This is a genomic window from Pectobacterium sp. A5351, assembly GCF_028335745.1.
Lineage (GTDB): Bacteria > Pseudomonadota > Gammaproteobacteria > Enterobacterales > Enterobacteriaceae > Pectobacterium.
Window position 1 is genome coordinate 1,148,321 of sequence record NZ_CP116477.1, and the last position, 18,655, is coordinate 1,166,975.

The 18,655-nt window shown below is 53.8% G+C and carries 6 protein-coding genes; 3 read left to right on the forward strand and 3 right to left on the reverse strand.

Annotation, left to right across the window (positions count from 1 at the left end):
• Positions 1–42 precede the first annotated feature (42 nt).
• On the reverse strand, positions 43–1,395 hold the full coding sequence (locus O1Q74_RS05515) for a TolC family outer membrane protein (protein ID WP_271876833.1): 1,353 nt from the start codon (positions 1,393–1,395) through the stop codon (positions 43–45).
• Positions 1,396–1,775: 380 nt separating this feature from the next.
• Here O1Q74_RS05515 and O1Q74_RS05520 point away from each other — a divergent pair, with 380 nt between their 5' ends.
• On the forward strand, positions 1,776–14,252 hold the full coding sequence (locus O1Q74_RS05520) for an Ig-like domain-containing protein (protein WP_442953124.1): 12,477 nt from the start codon (positions 1,776–1,778) through the stop codon (positions 14,250–14,252).
• Between the two features lie 184 nt (positions 14,253–14,436).
• A complete protein-coding gene (locus tag O1Q74_RS05525; protein WP_271876836.1) occupies positions 14,437–14,781 on the forward strand; it encodes a tryptophan synthase subunit beta in 345 nt (114 codons plus the stop codon).
• 133 nt (positions 14,782–14,914) lie between these two features.
• Here O1Q74_RS05525 and lapD read toward each other — a convergent pair whose 3' ends face one another.
• Positions 14,915–16,867: a cyclic di-GMP receptor LapD gene (gene lapD / locus O1Q74_RS05530; protein ID WP_271876839.1), complete on the reverse strand. Its 1,953-nt coding sequence runs from the start codon at positions 16,865–16,867 to the stop codon at positions 14,915–14,917.
• A gap of 9 nt (positions 16,868–16,876) precedes the next feature.
• On the reverse strand, positions 16,877–17,566 hold the full coding sequence (gene lapG, locus O1Q74_RS05535; RefSeq protein ID WP_271876841.1) for a cysteine protease LapG: 690 nt from the start codon (positions 17,564–17,566) through the stop codon (positions 16,877–16,879).
• Positions 17,567–17,718: 152 nt separating this feature from the next.
• Between lapG and murQ the strand changes: the two genes are divergently transcribed.
• A complete protein-coding gene (murQ, locus tag O1Q74_RS05540; protein WP_271876843.1) occupies positions 17,719–18,645 on the forward strand; it encodes an N-acetylmuramic acid 6-phosphate etherase in 927 nt (308 codons plus the stop codon).
• Positions 18,646–18,655 lie beyond the last annotated feature (10 nt).

Genomic DNA, 18,655 nt, shown 5'->3' on the forward strand with positions numbered 1-18,655 from the left:
CATATAAACCATAATTTATCGCCGTCTGACCAATGAAATATATTAATTAAGGCTCGGCAACTCTGCGTTGGTGGTCACGTTTGTCAAGCTGGTACCGGCATCAGGCGCTGGGATAGCTAAACGATTTAATAGCTCCCCCATACGTGATGCGATCCGGTATTCGGTATAGAGTGAGGTGAAGCGGACCTCGACCAGACGGCGTTGTGCGGTGAACAGCTCGTTTTCACTGTCCAACAGGTCCAACAGCGTCCTTTCCCCCAGGCCAAATTGCTTCTGATAGGCAGTACGCACTTTCATACTGCGGTCGGCATATTCGGCGGCGATCGGCAACTGTTGGCGCGAGTTATTTAACGCTGACCAAGCTAGTTTTAGCTCTTCGCTCAGCAGGCGCAGGGCATTATTTCGTACATCCTGCGCTTCTTTTACCTGGTAGGCTTTTGCTTCCATATTGGCTTTGCTGCTACCGCCTTCATACAGGTTGTAGCGCATCCGCAACATCGCCTGCCACTCATTGTTTTGGCCGCGCGTCCCGTCAACGTTGTTATCCATCGTACGAGAGAGTTCAACGTTGAGGCGTGGATAAAACTTTGATTTTGAAGCCTCATATTGCTGCTGTGTGGCTTCAATATCTGACTCTGCGGATTTCAGCGCCGGGCTGTTAGCCAGCATGATGCGCTGCGCTTCTTCCAACGAGGCAGGGAGCTTTATCACAGAAGCATCGGGCATCACCAAATTATCGGGTACTTTGCCCACAATGCTCATGTAGTTGATTTTGGCGTCGTCCAGATTGGTTTGCTCTGTCAGCACGTTGTTACGAGCCTGCGCAAGACGTGCTTCGGCCTGATCCAAATCGGCCAATCGGCCAACGCCCTGTTCGCTGCGCAGCCTGATTTGATCGTAAATGCGCTCATGGCTTGCCAGATTGGCTTGTGCCAGACGGACGAATTCCTGACGTTGCAACACATTGAGATAAACCTGAACTGTATCTAACGCTGTCGACTCACTGGTATTTAATACTTTATAGGCGCGTGAATTGACGGTGGCGTGTTGTCTGCCGACCTCACTTGAGGTGGCGAAACCATCGAATACCGTTTGGCTTAGATTAATACTCGATTCCTGACGGCTGAGTTCAACGCGTTTATTGGCGCTGGCACGCGTTGAGGGGCTATCGGTTTCTTCACGGCCCACGCCTGCGCTTAGGGTTATGGAGGGAAGATATCCCCCTTTTGCTGCGCGTAAATCATGTTCGGCAGAAAAACGACTATTAATGGATGCACTCACTTCGGGGTGGGTATAGAGCGTGCTTCTAATGGCTTCCTGAATCGTCTCGGCATGCGTCGCTGTGGAAAGAACGGTAATAAAAGGCAATAAAGCAAATTGGTATCTACGAATCATCAGCAGTCTTCCTTCACAAAAACTTTATTTGTGATTATTCCTATTAAAATTCTTGAGTGTTATATAAGCGTTTAATGAGTTTTTTTATTTTATTCTTTTTTTATCAATATCTTGGTTTGTTTTTTTTGGCGCACTTAAGGCGAAAAAATAGAAATTACTCTCAATGAGTAAAGTTCTGGAAAGAATATTCTGAATTTTTTATTATATTGTGCATTGAGTCAAGTATTTGACGCATCACAACAACCCTATCGTAACGCTTTTTTTAATAAAATGTCAGGACGAGACACAGCAAATCAACCCTATCAGGACGATAGTTAAAATCGGTATCCACAATATCGCTAAATGATGAAAATAATTATAAATATCAAGGAGAAAGAATTTTGAATGGTGTGATTGGCGTCATTAAATTCGTTATTGGACAGGTTTTTATCGTCGCGCTTGATGGAAGTCAAAGATTGCTGGTTGCTGGCGATCGGGTCTACAGCGGTGAAGAGGTCGTTACCGGTGCTAATGGCGCGGTTTCAATCACATTACCAGATGGCAAAACATTGGATCTGGGGCGGGATAGCCGCTGGAGCGATGTCAGCAATGCGTCTTCTCAAGGAAGTGCCGATGTCGCCAATGATGTTGCCGAGATACAAGATGCGATTGCTCAGGGCGCTGATCCGACACAGGTGCTTGAAGCAACTGCAGCAGGTAATGACAGCACAGGAGATGCGGGGGACGGTGGCGGTGGACATTTCAATCCCGCGGTCATTTTGAACCTGACAGCCGAGGTCGTGACGACGCCGATTGGGTATGATACCGCGGGCTTATCGTTTACTGACCGCGCCTCATCCGTTCTGGATGGTGTCGCTTCATCCACGCTGCTTACTGCCGCCGCGGATACCACTGATACCACACCTCCCTCTGTCACCCTTGTCATAAACAGTGACGGCACAATAAGTTTCGTTTTTACAAAACCGCCCGTTGGTTTTGACCTCACTGATATCACCGTAACAAACGGCTCAGTAACGAACTTGGTGCAGGATCCTAACGATCCCACTCGCTGGACGGCGACATTAACGCCTGCCAACAATTTTGAGGGTGAGGTTCGTGTCAGCATCCCTGATGGCAGCTATACCGATGATGCTGGCATTCCTGGAACAGGGGGAAGTGAAGCGGTAACCGTCGATACCCTACCTCCTGTTGCCTCAATTTCAATTGATGATGTGACGTCCGATAACGTCATCAATGCCGCCGAGTCTGGGCAGACCATTGCCGTTACTGGCAAGGTGGGCGATGAAGTCAAAGTGGGCGATGCAATCACCGTCAAAGTCGGCACCGAGACCTACCAGACCACGGTCAATGCCGATGGCAAAACCTGGAGCGTCAACGTTCCCGGTTCTGTGTTAGCCGCCAACAGTGATGTGAGTGCTACCGTCACCACACGTGATACCGCAGGCAATGTCACCACGGCGAATACTTCTCATGCTTACGGCGTCGATACGGTGGCACCAACGGCGTCGATTACTATCGACGATGTCACGTCGGATAACGTCATCAATGCCAGCGAATCCGGGCAGACCATTGCGGTGACCGGGAAAGTCGATAACGACGTGAAAGCCGGGGATGCGGTTACCGTTAAAGTTGGTACTGAAACCTACCAGACCACCGTCAATGCGGACGGCAAAACCTGGAGCGTGAATGTTCCCGGCTCCGTATTAGCCGCCAACGGCGATGTGAGCGCGACGGTCACCACCCGCGATGCGGCAGGCAATGTTACTACCGCCAATACCAGCCATGCTTATGATGTCGATACGGTGGCCCCAACGGCGTCGATTACTATCGACGATGTCACCAGCGATAACGTGATTAATGCCAGTGAGTCCGGCCAGACCATTGCGGTGACGGGTAAAGTCGATAACGACGTCAAAGCCGGCGATGCGGTTACAGTAAAAGTCGGTAGCGAGACCTACCAGACCACGGTCAATGCCGATGGCAAAACCTGGAGCGTGAATGTGCCCGGATCGGTATTGGCCGCCAATAGCGATGTGAGTGCCACGGTCACCACGCGTGATCCGGCGGGCAATGTTACTACCGCCAATACGACCCATGCCTACGGTGTCGATACGGTTGCACCAACCGCGTCGATTACTATCGACGATGTGACGTCGGATAACGTGATTAACGCGACCGAATCCGGCCAGACCATTGCGGTGACCGGTAAGGTTGATAACGACGTCAAAGCGGGCGACGCGGTTACCGTTAAGGTCGGCACGGAAACGTACCAGACCACCGTCAATACTGATGGTAAAACCTGGAGTGTGAATGTTCCCGGTTCGGTGTTAGCAGCCAATAGTGATGTGAGTGCTACCGTCATCACGCGCGATGCGGCAGGCAATGTCACCACGGCGAATACTTCTCACGCTTACGGCGTCGATACGGTTGCGCCAGTTGCCTCAATTTCCATTGACGATGTGACGTCGGATAATGTGATTAATGCCGCCGAATCCGGCCAGACCATTGCAGTCACCGGTAAAGTCGATAATGACGTGAAGGCGGGCGATGCGGTTACCGTTAAAGTCGGTACCGAGACCTACCAGACCACCGTGAATGCCGATGGCAAAACCTGGAGCGTGAATGTTCCCGGCTCGGTGCTGGCAACGAATAGCGATGTGAGCGCCACGGTCACCACACGCGACACGGCAGGCAACGTCACTACCGCGAATACGACCCATGCCTACGGTGTCGATACCGTTGCACCCGTTGCCTCGATATCTATCGATGACGTCACGTCTGATAACGTGATTAATGCGACTGAGTCCGGCCAGACCATTGCGGTGACCGGTAACGTCGATAACGACGTCAAAGCCGGGGATGCCATTACCGTTAAGGTCGGCACCGAGACTTATCAGACCACCGTCAATGCCGATGGCAAGACCTGGAGCGTGAATGTTCCCGGATCGGTATTAGCCGCCAACGGCGATGTGAGTGCTAGCGTCACCACGCGCGATCCGGCAGGCAACGTTACGACTGTAAATACCAGCCATGCCTACGGTGTCGATACGGTTGCACCAACCGCGTCGATTACTATCGATGACGTCACGTCTGATAACGTGATTAATGCGACTGAGTCCGGCCAGACCATTGCGGTGACGGGGAAGGTCGATAACGACGTGAAAGTTGGTGATACGGTTACCGTTAAAGTCGGTACCGAGACCTACCAGACCACCGTCAATGCGGACGGCAAAACCTGGAGCGTGAATGTTCCCGGTTCGGTGTTAGCCGCCAACGGTGATGTGAGTGCCACGGTCACCACGCGTGACACCGCAGGCAATGTCACTACCGCCAACACGAATCATGCTTACGGCGTGGATACGGTGGCACCAACGGCGTCGATTACTATCGACGATGTCACGTCGGATAACGTCATCAATGCCAGCGAATCCGGGCAGACCATTGCGGTGACCGGGAAAGTCGATAACGACGTCAAAGTCGGCGATGCGGTTACCGTTAAAGTGGGTACCGAGACCTACCAGACCACCGTGAATGCCGATGGCAAAACCTGGAGCGTGAATGTTCCTGGTTCGGTGTTAGCAGCCAATGGCGATGTGAGCGCCAGCGTGACCACACGCGATCCAGCAGGCAACGTCACTACCGCCAACACGAATCATGCCTACGGCGTGGACATCGTTGCACCAACGGCATCGATTACTATCGATAACGTCACGTCCGATAACGTGATTAATGCTGCCGAATCCGGCCAGACCATTGCGGTGACGGGGAAGGTCGATAACGACGTGAAAGTTGGTGATACGGTTACCGTTAAAGTCGGTACCGAGACCTACCAGACCACGGTGAATGCCGATGGCAAGACCTGGAGCGTGAATGTTCCCGGCTCCGTACTAGCCGCCAACGGCAATGTCTCTGCGACGGTGACGACGCGCGATACCGCTGGCAACGTCACCACCGTCAATACGACTCACGCTTACGGTGTGGATACGGTGGCACCAACGGCGTCGATTACTATCGACGATGTCACGTCGGATAACGTCATCAATGCCAGCGAATCCGGGCAGACCATTGCAGTCACCGGTAAAGTCGATAATGACGTGAAGGCGGGCGATGCGGTTACCGTTAAAGTCGGTACCGAGACTTACCAGACCACCGTCAATGCTGATGGCAAAACCTGGAGCGTGAATGTTCCCGGTTCGGTGTTAGCCGCGAATGGTGATGTGAGCGCGACAGTCACCACGCGCGATGCAGCAGGTAACGTCACCACCGCGAATGCCACTCATGCCTACGGCGTGGACACCGTTGCACCAACGGCTTCTATTACCATTGACGATGTGACGTCGGATAACGTGATCAATGCGGCCGAATCCGGCCAGACCATTGCAGTCACCGGTAAAGTCGATAATGACGTGAAGGCGGGCGATGCGGTTACCGTTAAAGTGGGTACCGAGACCTACCAGACCACCGTGAATGCCGATGGCAAAACCTGGAGCGTGAATGTTCCCGGCTCGGTGTTAGCCGCTAATGGTGATGTGAGTGCGACAGTCACCACACGTGATCCGGCGGGCAATGTTACTACCGCCAATACGACCCATGCTTACGGTGTCGATACCGTTGCACCAACGGCGTCGATTACTATCGATAACGTCACGTCTGATAACGTGATTAATGCCAGCGAATCCGGCCAGACGATAGCCGTGACCGGTAAAGTGGATAACGACGTCAAAGCGGGCGATGCGGTTACCGTTAAAGTGGGTACCGAGACCTACCAGACCACCGTCAATACTGATGGTAAAACCTGGAGTGTGAATGTTCCCGGCTCGGTGTTAGCCGCTAATGGTGATGTGAGCGCGACGGTGACGACACGCGATACCGCGGGCAACGTTACGACGGCAAACACGAATCATACTTATGGTGTCGATACCGTTGCACCAACTGCCTCGATTACTATCGACGATGTCACGTCGGATAACGTCATCAATGCCAGCGAATCCGGGCAGACCATTGCGGTGACCGGGAAAGTCGATAACGACGTCAAAGTCGGCGATGCGGTTACTGTTAAAGTGGGTACCGAGACCTACCAGACCACCGTCAATACTGATGGTAAAACCTGGAGTGTGAATGTTCCCGGTTCGGTGTTAGCAGCCAATAGTGATGTGAGTGCTACCGTCATCACGCGCGATGCGGCAGGCAATGTCACCACGGCGAATACTTCTCACGCTTACGGCGTCGATACGGTTGCGCCAGTTGCCTCAATTTCCATTGACGATGTGACGTCGGATAATGTGATTAATGCCGCCGAATCCGGCCAGACCATTGCGGTGACCGGTAACGTCGATAACGACGTGAAAGCGGGCGATGCGGTTACGGTTAAAGTTGGTACTGAAACCTACCAGACCACCGTCAATGCGGACGGCAAAACCTGGAGCGTGAATGTTCCCGGCTCCGTATTAGCCGCCAACGGCGATGTGAGTGCCACGGTCACCACCCGCGATGCGGCAGGCAATGTTACTACCGCCAATACCAGCCATGCTTATGATGTCGATACGGTGGCCCCAACGGCGTCGATTACTATCGACGATGTCACCAGCGATAACGTGATTAATGCCAGTGAGTCCGGCCAGACCATTGCCGTGACCGGTAAAGTGGATAACGACGTCAAAGCGGGCGATGCGGTTACCGTTAAAGTGGGTACCGAGACCTACCAGACCACCGTGAATGCTGATGGCAAAACCTGGAGCGTGAATGTTCCCGGTTCGGTACTAGCCGCCAATGACGATGTGAGTGCTACCGTCACCACGCGCGATGCAGCAGGTAACATCACCACTGCCAATACCAGCCACGCTTACGGTGTCGATACCGTTGCACCAACGGCGTCGATTACTATCGATAACGTCACGTCTGATAACGTGATTAACGCGGCCGAGTCCGGTCAGACCATTGCGGTGACCGGTAAAGTCGATAACGACGTGAAAGCCGGGGATGCGGTTACCGTTAAAGTCGGCACGGAAACGTACCAGACCACCGTCAATGCCGACGGTAAAACCTGGAGCGTGAATGTTCCCGGTTCGGTACTAGCCGCCAATGACGATGTGAGTGCGACAGTCACCACGCGTGATCCGGCGGGCAATGTCACTACCGCCAACACGAATCATGCTTACGGCGTGGATACGGTTGCACCAACCGCCTCGATTACTATCGATAACGTCACGTCCGATAACGTGATTAATGCGACTGAGTCCGGCCAGACCATTGCGGTGACGGGGAAGGTCGATAACGACGTGAAGGCGGGCGATGCGGTTACCGTTAAAGTGGGTACCGAGACCTACCAGACCACCGTCAATACTGATGGTAAAACCTGGAGTGTGAATGTTCCCGGCTCGGTGTTAGCCGCTAATGGTGATGTGAGTGCGACAGTCACCACACGTGATCCGGCGGGCAATGTTACTACCGCCAATACGACCCATGCCTACGGTGTCGATACCGTTGCACCAACGGCATCGATATCTATCGATAACGTCACGTCTGATAACGTGATTAACGCGGCCGAGTCCGGGCAGACCATTGCGGTCACCGGTAAAGTCGATAACGATGTGAAAGTCGGCGATGCCATTACCGTTAAAGTGGGCAGCGAAACCTACCAGACGACGGTGAATGCCGACGGCAAGACCTGGAGCGTGAACGTGCCGGGCTCTGTATTAGCCGCCAATAGTGATGTGAGCGCGACCGTCACCACCCGTGACACCGCAGGCAACGTCACTACGGCAAACACAAATCACACTTACGGTGTCGATACCGTCGCACCAACCGCCTCGATTACCATCGACAATGTCACGTCCGACAATGTCATCAATGCCAGCGAATCCGGTCAGACCATTGCGGTGAAGGGTAAAGTCGATAACGACGTCAAAGCGGGTGATGCGGTTACCGTTAAAGTCGGCACCGAGACCTACCAGACGACGGTGAATGCGGACGGCAAAACCTGGAGTGTCAATGTTCCCGGTTCCGTGCTGGCCGCCAATGGTGATGTGGGCGCGACGGTGACGACACGTGACACCGCGGGCAATGTCACTACCGCCAATACTACTCATGCCTACGGTGTAGACACCGTTGCACCAACCGCCTCGATTACTATCGACGATGTGACGTCCGATAACGTGATCAATGCCAGCGAGTCTGGCCAGACCATTGCGGTAACCGGTAACGTCGATAACGACGTGAAGGCGGGTGATGCGGTTACCGTTAAAGTGGGCAGCGAGACCTACCAGACGACGGTGAATGCGGATGGCAAAACCTGGAGCGTGAACGTGCCTGGGGCTGTGCTGGCCGCGAATGGTGATGTGAGCGCGACAGTCACCACGCGCGATGCGGCAGGCAACGTCACGACTGCGAATGCCAGCCACGCTTACGGTGTCGATACGGTTGCACCAACGGCGTCGATTACTATCGATAACGTCACGTCTGATAACGTGATTAATGCCAGCGAATCCGGCCAGACGATAGCCGTGACCGGTAAAGTGGATAACGACGTGAAAGCGGGCGATGCGGTTACCGTTAAAGTGGGCACCGAGACCTACCAGACCACCGTCAATGCGGACGGCAAAACCTGGAGCGTGAACGTTCCGGGCTCTGTACTGGCTGCTAACGGTGATGTGAGTGCTACCGTCACTACGCGCGATGCGGCAGGTAACGTTACGACTGCCAATACCAGCCATGCTTACGGTGTCGATACGGTTGCACCAACCGCCTCTATTACTATTGATAACGTGACGTCGGATAACGTCATCAATGCGGCCGAGTCCGGCCAGACCATATCCGTCACCGGTAAAGTCGATAACGATGTGAAAGTCGGCGATGCCATTACCGTTAAAGTGGACAGCGAAACCTACCAGACGACGGTGAATGCCGACGGCAAGACCTGGAGCGTGAACGTGCCGGGCTCTGTATTAGCCGCCAATAGTGATGTGAGCGCGACGGTCACCACCCGCGACACCGCAGGCAACGTCACTACCGCGAATACGACCCATGCCTACGGTGTCGATACCGTTGCACCAGTTGCCTCGATATCTATCGACAATGTCACCAGCGATAACGTGATTAACGCCAGTGAATCCGGCCAGACGATAGCCGTCACCGGTAAGGTGGATAATGACGTCAAAGCGGGTGATGCGGTTACGGTGAAAGTCGGGACCGAGACCTACCAGACCACCGTCAATGCGGACGGCAAAACCTGGAGTGTTAACGTACCGGGCTCTGTATTAGCTTCGAATGGTGACATAAGCGCGACGGTCACCACGCGTGACACCGCAGGTAACGTCACCACTGCCAACACCTCTCATGCTTACGGTGTCGATACCGTTGCACCAACGGCATCGATATCTATCGATAACGTCACGTCCGATAACGTGATTAACGCGGCCGAGTCCGGGCAGACCATCGCCGTCACCGGTAACGTCGATAACGACGTGAAAGCCGGGGATGCCATTACGGTGAAAGTCGGTAGCGAGACCTACCAGACCACCGTCAATGCGGACGGCAAAACCTGGAGCGTGAATGTGCCGGGCTCTGTATTAGCCGCCAATGGCGATGTGAGTGCTACCGTCACCACGCGCGATCCGGCGGGTAACGTTACCACGGCCAACACCAGCCACGCTTACGGTGTCGATACGGTTGCACCAACCGCGTCGATTACTATCGATAACGTCACGTCCGACAATGTCATCAATGCCAGCGAATCCGGCCAGACCATTACGGTGACCGGTAAAGTCGATAACGATGTGAAAGTCGGCGATGCCATTACCGTTAAAGTGGGCAGCGAAACCTACCAGACCACCGTCAATGCGGACGGCAAAACCTGGAGCGTGAATGTTCCCGGTTCGGTGTTAGCCGCCAACGGTGATGTGAGTGCCACGGTCACCACGCGTGACACCGCAGGCAATGTCACTACCGCCAACACGAATCATGCTTACGGCGTGGATACGGTCGCACCAATCGCCTCTATTACTATTGATAACGTGACGTCGGATAACGTCATCAATGCGGCCGAGTCCGGGCAGACCATTGCGGTCACCGGTAAAGTCGATAATGACGTGAAGGCGGGCGATGCGGTTACCGTTAAAGTCGGTACCGAGACTTACCAGACCACCGTGAATGCTGATGGCAAAACCTGGAGTGTCAATGTGCCGGGGTCGGTATTAGCCGCCAACGGCGATGTGAGTGCTAGCGTCACCACACGCGATCCGGCGGGTAACGTTACCACGGCAAACACCAGCCACGCTTACGGCGTGGATACCGTTGCACCAACCGCGTCGATTACTATCGATAACGTCACGTCGGATAACGTCATCAATGCGGCCGAATCCGGTCAGACCATAGCCGTCACCGGTAAGGTGGATAATGACGTCAAAGCGGGTGATGCGGTTACGGTGAAAGTCGGGACCGAGACCTATCAGACGACCGTCAATGCGGATGGCAAAACCTGGAGTGTGAATGTTCCCGGCTCCGTGCTGGCGGCGAATAGTGATGTGAGCGCGACGGTCACCACCCGCGATACGGCGGGTAACGCCACCACGGCGAACACCCATCATGCCTATGCTGTAGATACGACGGCTCCTGAAATTGATATTACGAATTTTGCCGGTAACGATGGGTATGTTAGCCAGAGTGAATCGAAAAATACGGTAATTAGCGGTACCAGTAACGAGAAAACGGTCGATCTGGTCTTTACCGATGTGAATGGTAAGTCGGTTACGCTGCATGACGTGCCTGTGACGAATGGTAAATGGCAGGCGAATGTCGATCTGAGTACGTTAGCGGAAGGCAAGATTACCGCTGGCGCGACGGCGACCGATGCGGCAGGCAATCAGGCGCATGATAACAGCCAGGCGATCATGGATATTACGCCGCCAGCTGCACACGACAATACGGTTTCTGGCATGGAAGACACGCCGCTCCATATTGGCTGGAGCGATCTGGGCGTATCGAGCGATACCACAAGCATCGTGATTTCGTCTTTACCGCCAGCCAGCGCGGGTACGCTCTATTTTAACGATAGCGGGAGTTGGAAAGCGGTCACGGTTGGGCAAACCTTTACCGCTGGCAACACCGATCTGCGCTTTACGCCAGTGGGTAATCTCTCTGGCGCATCGCTGGGTGATATTGGTTATCGGCCCGTTGATGTTGCGGGTAACACCGGCGATAAAGCCGCGCTGCACATTGGCATAACACCTGTAGCCGATGCGCCGGTAGTGAGCCTGAGCATCACCAGTGGTGCGACAACGCCGACCTCTTCGGAAATTATTAAGGTCAATGGCGGTAGTGCCAACGGCGGCTTCGATGTACAAAATGGGAAAATTGTTGCCGTAGGCAACGGTGTCCGCGTTTGGCTGACCGAGGGGGATCCGGTACCTACGGTGGTCGGCAATGGCAAGGTAGCGTACTACAGTCAGGGTAATACCAGCGGCGATGGCAGCTACAGCGATATCTTCGTTGTGCATTCCAACAGTGGGTATTTCTATCGACAGAGTGACTGGCCGGCCGATCGTAAGGATCATCGCGATCTGGATTCGTTTAACGGTAACCGGACGAATAACGGCAGCAGCGCGCATTCTGACTACGTGTTCGTTATGAAAGAGACGGGTTACACCTATAACGCAACCTATAGTACGAACAACAATCAGGATACGTCGGTTAACACGCTGGACGGACTGAAAGTTAACTATACCGATGGCAGCGGCAAGTCAGGCTCGTTTACCTCGCAGGTTAGCAACAATATTGAAGGCGTGATCTATAGCGACGGTACGACATACACCCCGGGCACCAATAGTGCGACGGTGGAAAAAGTGCCCGGTCAGGCAGGTACACAGACGCATACGCTTGATGTCTCGGCAGCCCTGACCGATCGCGACGGCAGTGAAACCCTGTCAGGGATTACGCTCACGGGGATCCCGAAAGGAACGGTGCTGACCGACCACATTAACAACGTGAAGTATACCGTTGGTGACGATGGATCGTATCTCATCAAGAACGCCAGCAATGCCCAGACGCTGGCTGGCAAGATTACGCTCGACGTGCCAGTCGATGCGGGCAAATTCAACGTAGTGGCGCAGGCGACATCGACAGAAATTGCCAACCATGATACGGCGACCGGCTACTCTGCCGGAGGCGTTGAGCAGTATGGGATGAGCGTCGGTACGATAGGCGATGACAACATGTCCGGCACGCATAGCCACGATGTGATGGTCGCGGATGTCTCCGGCTTGCAGATCATTGAAGGCAAGAATTACAACATTGCCTTTATGGTTGATTCATCCGGCAGTATGTCGTCAACGGATATCGAGAATACGCGTACATCGTTGAGCAACGTGTTCAAAAGCCTGATCAATAGTGCTAGCGGTGTGAATTCCGGTACGGTAAACGTTTTTCTGGCTGATTTTGATACGCAGGTGGGGAACACCATTTCTGTGAATCTGAACGACGCCAGCGCCTTGAATAAGCTGACCGCCGTATTGAATTCAATGGTGGGCGGATCGGAGAAAGGCGGTGGAACCAACTATGAAGATGTGTTCAAGACGACGGCTAACTGGTTCCAAAGCGATGTGGTGAAAAAGAATGTGGGTAATAACCTGACGTATTTCATTACCGACGGTGAGCCAACGTTCTATCAGAAGAATGAAGGCGATGTCGTGAAAGTGAGTGACTGGAACCAAACGCTGAATATCGATAGCTTCGCCTACAAGCCAGGTCAGTCCTACTCGATGGATGTTCGCGGTGCTGTGCGTGAAGTGATTGATAGCAAAGGGAACGTCTATCAATATGCGTGGAGTGATAAGAGCAATCAAGTCACGGGTACGGTGATTGGTCAGGTACACGCGCAGGGGGATGGAACGTATGAAATCTCCTCTCTGGGCGGCGTGGGTAATAACAGCAGCTACTGGGCGCAGGACTACCGCGGCAACTGGTACTGGGTTGATAATTCAGGCAACCGCGATGTCAGCAACACCAATGCGGCTCAGGCTTTCAGTTTACTGAAGAAGCAGTCGACCATTGAAGCGATCGGTATTGGTGCGGATTTACATGGCGATACGCTGAAGCGCTATGACACCGACGGTGTGGTTCAGGATCATATTGATCCAGCTAACCTTAATAAAGCGATTCTGGGCAGCAGTGAGTCAATACATGCAGGTAATGACCAACTGAATGGTGGGTTGGGGAATGACATTCTGTTCGGCGATGTGGTGTCGTTTCCTAATATCGACGGCAACGGTATCACCGCCTTGCAGAACTACATCGGCAAGCAGTTAGGTATGCAAACCGGCGTTCCGACGGCGAAAGAGATGCATAGCTATATTGCCACGCACAGCGCGGAGTTTGATCTGTCGTCGGCGAAAGATGGCAACGACACACTCAACGGTGGAGCGGGGAATGACATTCTTTTCGGTCAGGGTGGAAATGACACACTGATTGGCGGGGAAGGTAATGATCTACTCTACGGCGGTGCGGGAGATGACATCCTGATCGGTGGGCCGGGGGGCGATACGCTTATCGGCGGCGCGGGCGCGGATATCTTTAAGTGGCAGGCTGGCGATATCGGTAACGATGTGATCAAAGACTTTAACGCCAAAGAGGGCGACCGGATTGATCTCAGCGATCTAGTGGGCGAACTGGAGGAAGGAACCGATATTAGCCGCTATATTCGTATCACCGACAATCATGGTTCACCGACGATTGAGGTTAGCACGGAGGGGAACTTTACGGCGGATAAAGGCGGAACGGTTGCAGTGTCGATTACGTTGGAACACTATAACGGTGCATTGCCGTCGCTTGAAAGCCTGGTCAGCAAACCAGAACAGTCGAGCTGACGAAAAGGGGGAGCCTGCCCGGCTAATGCTAGTCACTTAAGCATGGGTTTAGGGGGAAACACGGTGATGAGGCTCCCGCAGGGATGCCTCGCATCGTGGTAGCCCTCGGTATCTCGATCCTTAACCGATCGGCATTAGCCTGCCCGGCTCCTTTCTTTATCAAAAACTTAAAAGGTCTCCGAGAATGTTTTATATCCAGCGCGACAGTGATGGCCACCTGATGAAGGTCGAAAAGAGTCCTTTTCCTGAAATGAACGGCGAGTTGCCGGATGATTCGCGCGAGGCACAGGCCTGGTTCCGCAGCCATCAGGCGGCGATGTCCAGCTTGCAGCAGTTGCGGCAAAGCGATCTGGAAATGGTGCGCGTGCTGGAAGATTTAATTCAGGTGTTGATTCAGAAAGGTGTGGTGAGCATTACCGATTTCCCTCAGGCGGCACAGCTGAAGTTAATCAACCGTGCGCAGGCGCGTGAAGCGCTGAATGGGGGATTGAACAAGCTGATTGGCGACGACGAAGAGGCCATGTTTTAAGGGCCGGATGTTTTAACGAAATAATGTTTTGAAGAAATAATGTCTTAGCGTTCTGTTCAGCCATTTCCGGCTTCTCCATATCGTAGCGAGAAGCCGGGGTCGTTAATGCACCGTTAACCCAAACGATGTGGCATCATACTCTGACCGCAGGTGCCGGTTCACCCAGTAGCCGTCCCATCGCGCCCTGTAATCCCATCTCCTGAAGCACCTTCAGTTCACCCGCCGTTTCAACACGTTCGGCGATAAGCGGCAGGGCAATACTGTTGGTGGCACGATACAGCGCTTCGATAAACATTTGCTTATCGTCTTCCTGATCGATATTACGGATGTAGCTGCCATCGACTTTCAGATAAGCCAGCCCCCATTGGGACAAGTTGCCGATCATATTAAAGCGCCCACCAAAATGCTGTAGCCCCAGCGCACAGCCATGTTCATTCAGCAGCTTGATTAAGGCTTCCAGTTGGGCGCTGTCTGGCAATTGGTTCTCATCCAGCTCCAGAATCAGTCGTCTGGCGATGTCAGGCTGATGCTTCAGCGGGGCAAGCAGATCGGCGATCAGGTGAAGGTTCTGGACGGTGTTGCCGGACAGGCTTAACGCCAGATTACCATCGTGCTGGCGGAGATAATCCAGTACTTCGCGCAGCATGGTCTGATCCAGCCGGGCATCCCAGCCAAAGCGTTGGATCCACGGTAGGAAGCGACCGGCGGCGATGCTGTTCCCTTGCTCGTCCTGAATGCGAGCCAGTACCTTATGGTGCAGAACCTGACTGGGATCGTCACAGGCTACGACGGGTTGCAGGAAAAGCTGCAAACGTTCCTGTTCAAGGATAGGGTCGAGCAGGTTAAACCATCTATGGCGATCGGTTTCGACCTGTTCGGCACTGACGGACGGAATCTCGTGAGGGGCGCTGGTATCGGTATTGCTTTCTGCCCGGGTGAGCGCCTGATCGCCCTGGATAAACAGCGATTGTGCGGTGTCGCCGGGGCGGAAAGGCACCATGCCGAATTGGGCGACAGGAGAGACGTCGGTTTCGCCTGTCAGATGCAAGGTTTCGATGTTGCGTGTCAATTCGCCAATCAGCGCATAGGCTTCTTTATCGACCAAACCGGGACAGAACAGCGCAAATTCTCCGCCGCGGATGCGCGCCAGAAGGCTTTCTGCATTGGTATGCTGTTTCTGCGTTTTGCGCAGGATATGCCCGACAGAGGCTAACAGTGCATCGGTACGCTGGCCGCCCAGACGCTGGTTCATACCTGCCAGATCCTGCACGCGAATCATAATCAGAAAACCAGGGGCCGTTTCTTCATCAGCCAGCTTATCGCTGAACTGCATGTCAAACGCGCGGCGGTTATTCAATCCGGTTTGAGGATCCTGATAGGCTTCCTGACGTAAGCGCTCGCTGCGTTCCGCTTCCTCTTCGAACAGCGTTTTGAGCTTGCTGACCATCAGATTCATCGCCTGTGCGACGCGGCGAAATTCCGGCGTATTGGGTAAATCTGGCTGGCTAAGGAATTCGCGGCGGGTAATCGCCAGCGACTGATCGACGATATAATCGAGCGGACGCAACTGACGGCGCAAGAACAGCGCGCCGATAAACACGCCCAGCGTGCCACAGCCGAGCAGCCACAGGAAGGTGGCTGTGCTGCTGCGCCACAGGCGGGTGACTGCGAACATCGGGTGGCTGATGACTTCAACTTTTGCAGCCTGTTCCCAGCCACGCATCACGATGGCTTCGCCTGCGCCGGGTTGCAGATTCACTAACCGGACAAACCAGGCCGGTACGTCAGGGATATCCGGCGAAGCGGTACGCTCCAGCGTGACGTTGCCGGTTTTTAAATCTCGCACGCGAATACTGGAAAAATAGCCGCTGTCGAAAATCGAGCTGACCATCAGTTCCACCATTGCCGGGTCATCGATATTCGGCGTCAGGGAAAGCCCAAGCGCGGTGGCGGCATCCTGCGCGTGAGAGTGAAGCTGGTTATTGTACTGTTCACGCGAATTTTCCAGGCTGACGAAAAAACTCCCGCTGAAAATAATTAGCACAAACAGGCAGATGGCTATCAGTAATTGTTTGTATAGAGACATAGCCTACCCTTACTCCTCAATTGAAAACCCTTCGGCACGCATTTTGGTTAATACATCCTGCCAGCGTGAAAGTCGTTTACTGTCACCGACGCGTTTGTTGCTGCCGCTAGCGCCCGGTAGCCAGAGGCCACCGCCATTAAAGGCGTACACCGGCACTAAATCATTGCGTTCTGTCGCCGGTTGGATCTTGTCGGTCAGATTATCCAGCACCAGTGGAATCGAGGTGGGCGTGGGATAATAAGTCACCACCATATGCGCCTTATTCAGACGCAGGGCTTTAACATAGGTAATACGCAATTTATCCGCCGGGATTCCTAAATGGCGCAGCGTAAAATACTTGGCGAGCGCATAATCTTCACAGTCCCCGGCACCTTTACGCAGTGCCTCAATTGGGGTTGCCCAATAATCTTCCTGATTCCAGACGACGATATCATCGCGAAACAGCATACGGTCATTGAAAAATTGGTTCACGCTGCTCAGCAGCGCCTTTTCCTCTTTATTGCGGGAATTGGCCAACAGCGTCTGCCATTCATCTATTCGGCGGCGAGCATCGGGCGTTGCCGGGCCATAAAGCTGTTCGGTTCGCTGATTAATGGTAATAAAATCCCAGTCAGCGCGTAGGGAACCCGCCAGCAGAAACAGCAGACAGCTAATAAAGAAGAGCTTGTAACTGGAGAGTCTGAACCCGGGGAGCCGCACTGAGGTTTCTCTGTTTACCTTGCGAGATAAATGTGGAGAGTGAATTCGATGCAGAATAGCGTACTTTCATACTCCCCAAAAGCAGTATAGTGGTGAAAAGGGTTGTTTGTCATAGGTGTGTAAAACGCCGATACAAAGCATGAGGTAGTGGAATGCGTTCAGATGTGATGGATGGAGAGAGTCTTAATTTAGGGAAGCTGGTTTCCGAAACGAGAAATCCGGCAACGATGGCGTTGGATCAGCTCTCTACGCTGGAGATGATGCATGCGTTTAATCAGGAAGATCGGAAAGTGCCTGAAGCCATTGCGCAGGTTTTACCCGCCATTGCCGAGGCTGTCGATCTGGCGACGGTGTCACTGCAAGAGGGCGGGCGATTGATCTATCTGGGCGCGGGGACCAGCGGCCGTTTGGGTGTGCTGGATGCCTCTGAATGCCCGCCGACGTTTGGCGTACCGCACGGGCTGGTTATCGGCCTGATCGCGGGTGGGCCGGGCGCGCTGCTGAAGGCGGTGGAAGGTGCGGAAGACGATCCCGCACTCGGTGAAGCGGATTTGCAAGCGCTGGATTTAACCGCTGCGGATATGGTGATTGGCCTTGCGGCATCAGGCCGGACGCCGTATGTGATTGGCGCGCTGCGCTATGCGCGTGGTGTAGGCTGTCGGACGGCGGCGATTTCCTGCAATCCACACTCGCCTATCGCACAGGAGGCGCAGGTGGCGATTTCTCCGGTGGTTGGCCCGGAAGCGTTAACGGGCTCGACGCGGCTGAAATCAGGAACGGCGCAAAAACTCGTCCTGAATATGATTTCTACCGGCGTAATGGTTAAGCTGGGGAAGGTGTACCAGAATTTGATGGTGGATGTGAAGGCAACCAACGTGAAACTGTTGGACCGGGCTTGCCGCATCGTTGTTGAAGCGACGGGGGCCGAGCGGGAAAGGGCGCGGCAGGCGCTGGTGCTGGCGGGTAACGAAGTGAAGCCTGCGATTCTGATGCTTCTGGCTAATATTGACGTGGCAGCGGCGCGTGAGCGTCTGAAACAGCACAATGGTTATCTGCGTGAGGCGCTAATTGGCGGATAAGATTATCTTG

Excerpts from the sequence above, each read along its gene's own strand:
- O1Q74_RS05515 (WP_271876833.1), bottom strand. The coding sequence starts at position 1,395 with ATGATTCGTAGATACCAATTTGCTTTATTGCCTTTTATTACCGTTCTT.
- O1Q74_RS05525 (WP_271876836.1), top strand. The coding sequence starts at position 14,437 with ATGTTTTATATCCAGCGCGACAGTGATGGCCACCTGATGAAGGTCGAA.
- lapD (WP_271876839.1), bottom strand. The coding sequence starts at position 16,867 with ATGTCTCTATACAAACAATTACTGATAGCCATCTGCCTGTTTGTGCTA.
- murQ (WP_271876843.1), top strand. The coding sequence starts at position 17,719 with ATGCGTTCAGATGTGATGGATGGAGAGAGTCTTAATTTAGGGAAGCTG.